We start from the raw sequence: 3,404 nt of genomic DNA, 5'->3' as shown, positions 1-3,404 counted from the left end.
CTGGAACGGCTGCTGGCCGGCCTGTGGCAGGAAGTGCTGGGGCGCACGCAGGTGGGCCGGGACGACAATTTCTTTGCGCTCGGCGGCGACAGCATCCTGGCGCTGCGCCTGGTGGCGCGCATCAGGGAGCAGGGTCTGGCGCTGAGCCTGGCGCTGATCTACCGCCATCCATCGCTGCGCGCCATGGCCGCCGCGCTTGAAAACACGCCATTGCTCGCCGCCGATGCCGATGCCGATGCCGATGCGGCGGCGGCCGGTGCGGAGGCGCTCGCCCCTGGCGTGCAGCGCGCCTTCCCGCTGGCGGCGCTGCAGGGCGGCATGCTGTTCCATTCGGAGCTGGAGCAGGGCAACGCCATCTTCCTCGACGTGTTTTCCTATCTGTTGCGGATCGATTGGGACGAGACCCGGTTCCGCGCCGCGCTGACCACGCTGACCGCGCAGGTGGAAGCCTTGCGCACCGGCTTCGACTGGCAGCGCGGCGAAACCGCAGCGCAGCAGGTCCATGCCCACGCCAGCGTGCCGCTGCAGGTGATCGACCTGCGCGGCGTCGAGGCTGCCATGGTGCGCCAGTCGCTCGACGCCTTCCTGCTGGCGCAGCGCGGCCAGCCGTTCGACACCACGCGCGCGCCGCTGCTGCGCCTGGCGGTGCACCTGCTCGATGACGGTCGCATCCGGCTGACCTGCGCCTTCCATCACGCCATTCTCGATGGCTGGAGTTTCGCCACCCTGGTCGCCCGCCTGCTGGCGTGCTATCTCGACCTGCCGTCACTGCCGTCGGCGCCGCCGGCACTGCAGGAGCTGCAGGTGCGGCGCGAGCGCGACGCCATCGCCGATCCGCGCTTGCGCGACTTCTGGCGCGATTATGTGTCGGGTGTCGCCGCCGCCGACGGCTTCGAACGCTTCGTCTCGAGCGCCGGACAGGCGCCGATGCGCTGCCGCGTGCCGGTCGACCCGAGCCTGCTGCGTGGCGCGCTGCGCCTGGCGGCACGCGCCCAGGTGCCGCTGAAAACCGTGCTGCTGGGCGCGCATATCCTGGCGCTGGCCGAAGTGAGCGAATCCGATACCGTCTGCACCGGCTATGTGGTGCATTGCCGGCCCGAGGTGGCGCAAGCCGAGCAGGCCATCGGCCTGTTCCTCAACACCCTGCCGTTGCGCGCGCACGTTGACATCAGCGCCTCGCTGGTGGGCTGGATACAGTCGGTGGCGCTCGAAGAGGCGCGCCTGCTCGAACAGCGCTGGCTGCCGCTGCTCGAAATCAAGAAGCTGGCCGGCGGGCGGCTGCCGTTCTCCTCGGCCCTCAATTTTGTGCACTTCCATGCCTACCGCCCGATCATCGAGGGCGGGCAGGTCGAAGTGGAGCAACTGGAAGTGTATGAACAGACCGATTTTCCGTTCCTGGCGCAGTTCTCGCTCGATCCGCGCGACCAGTCGCTGGAGCTGACGCTGATCGCCCAGTGCGAATCGATCGACTGGGAAGAACTCAACCGCATGGCCCTGATCTACCTGGCCAGCCTGGCTGCGCTGGTCAGTTCCGACCCCGAGGCGCTCGATGAAGCGCTGGCCGTGCCGGGCCGTCTGGCGCTCGACACGCTGGCAACGAGCCGCCAGCTCACCGCGCGCCATGTCGCGCCGCCGGCGCCGGCGCCGGCGCCAGCCGCCGCAGCGCCGGCGCCGCCGGAATCGCGGCCCTGGTCGGCCACCGAGCTGGCGCTGGCCGAACTGTGGCGCGATAGCTTGCAGACGGAGCAGATCCGGCTCGACGCCTCGTTCTTTGCGCTGGGCGGCGACAGTATTTCGGGCACCCGGCTGGTGGCGCGTGCGCGGCAGCATTTTGCGGTGCAACTGCCACTGCGCGACTTTCTCAGCGATCCGACCATCGCCGGCATGGCGCGCGCCATCGACACCGGCGCCGCGCTCGTCAGCATGGCGCCGATCCCGCGCGCACGTCGTCCGGTGCACTGACGCCGCCTTCCCATCGAGTGCAGGCGGACCGTGCGCCGCCTGCCCCCTTTTACCTACATACCGCTCCATGCCATCCTTCGAAGCTGACCTGTCTACCGCCCAACATGAAATGTGGATCGCCGAAAGTCTCGATCCCGGCACCTCGGCCTTTCATGTCCCGCTCGCCATCGAACTGTGCGGCGAACTCGATCAACCCGCCTTGCGCGCCGCCATCGCGGCGCTGGTGGCGCGCCACGAAGCGTTGCGCACCAGCTTTGTCGCGCGCGAACACGGTGCGCGGCAGGTGGTCGCGTCCGATGCCATGCCCTGCATCGAGCATATCGCCCCCCGCGATACCGGCGAGGCGGCCGTCGGCGAGCTGCTTGCCGCGCTGGCGGCGCGGCCGTTCGAGCTGGCCAGCGGCGCCGTGCGCGTGGCCCTGATTGTGCTGGCGCCGCAGCGCCATATCCTGTTCCTGTGCCTGCATCACCTGGTCTGCGACGGCTGGTCGCTGTCCATCCTGGCGCGCGAACTGCGTGCGCTGTACCGGCTGGGCGCCGACGCACTGGCGCCGCCCGCCTACCAGTTTGTCGACTGGAGCGAATGGCAAGCCACCCTGGCGCCGCAGCCGGCCGCGCAAGCCTGCCGGGACGAGACCTGCGCCATGCCGCCGCCTTGTGTGCTGGAACTGGCGGCGCCGGTGCCGGCGCCGCCGCATTGGGTCGCCGCCTCGGTCGACAGCAACTTGACGGCGCCGCAGTGGAACGAACTGCGGCGCCGTGCGCAACAGCATGGCGTCACGCCCTTCGAATGGCTGGGCAGCCTGTTCGGCCTGTTCCTGGCCCGGCTGTACGCGGTCGATGAGTTGCTGCTGTCGGTGCCGGTGGCCAACCGCGATCGCGAGGAGTTTGCCGATACCGTCGGCTGCCTGGTGCAAACCGTGACGCTGCACCTGTCGCTGTCGCCACAACTGCCGTTTGCGCACAACCTGGCGCGCCTGGCGCCGGCCATGCGCGCGGCCCTGGCTGCCGGCCCCCTGTCGCCCGCCGCGCCCGCCGCGCTGGCACGCCGGCAAGCAGCGCACGATGGCGCCGCCCATGCGCCGGCCCTGTTCGTGCTGCAAAACGCCACCGCGATGGACGGCGACTGGGGCCCGCAACTGCGCGCCACGCCGCGCCCGCTGGAAAACCTGGGCGCCAAGTCCGACCTGGCGATGCGCATCGAGCCGCGCGACGGCCAGGCGCGCATGGTGCTGGAATATCGCGCCAGCCGGTTCCCGCCGTCGCTGGCGCTGGCGCTGGGCCAGGCCTGGCACGCCTGGGTGCTCGCCGTATGCGCCGATCCTGCGCGCAGCGTAATCAACCTGGCGCTGGCGCCGGCGCCGATGCCGCAGGCCGCCCTGCCTGCGGGCGCGGTGGCCGACCTGTGGCGCGGCTTCGAGGCGCAGGCCTTGCGCGACGGCG

General features: G+C 70.6%; 2 protein-coding genes. Both read left to right on the top strand.

Translation table 11 applies throughout. From position 1 onward, the window contains the following. Window positions 1–1,962 (top strand): condensation domain-containing protein (locus CD932_RS27935; RefSeq protein WP_217907393.1); only part of this gene is annotated, 1,962 nt, incomplete at its 5' end. Window positions 1,963–2,029: 67 nt separating this feature from the next. Continuing rightward, window positions 2,030–3,404 (top strand): condensation domain-containing protein (locus tag CD932_RS27930; RefSeq protein ID WP_217907392.1); only part of this gene is annotated, 1,375 nt, incomplete at its 3' end.

It is taken from the genome of Janthinobacterium sp. PC23-8 (genome assembly GCF_002250505.1).
Classification (GTDB): Bacteria; Pseudomonadota; Gammaproteobacteria; order Burkholderiales; family Burkholderiaceae_D; genus Janthinobacterium.
The sequence above is the reverse complement of the archived record's forward strand: the minus strand, read 5'-3'. Positions and strand labels throughout refer to the sequence as shown.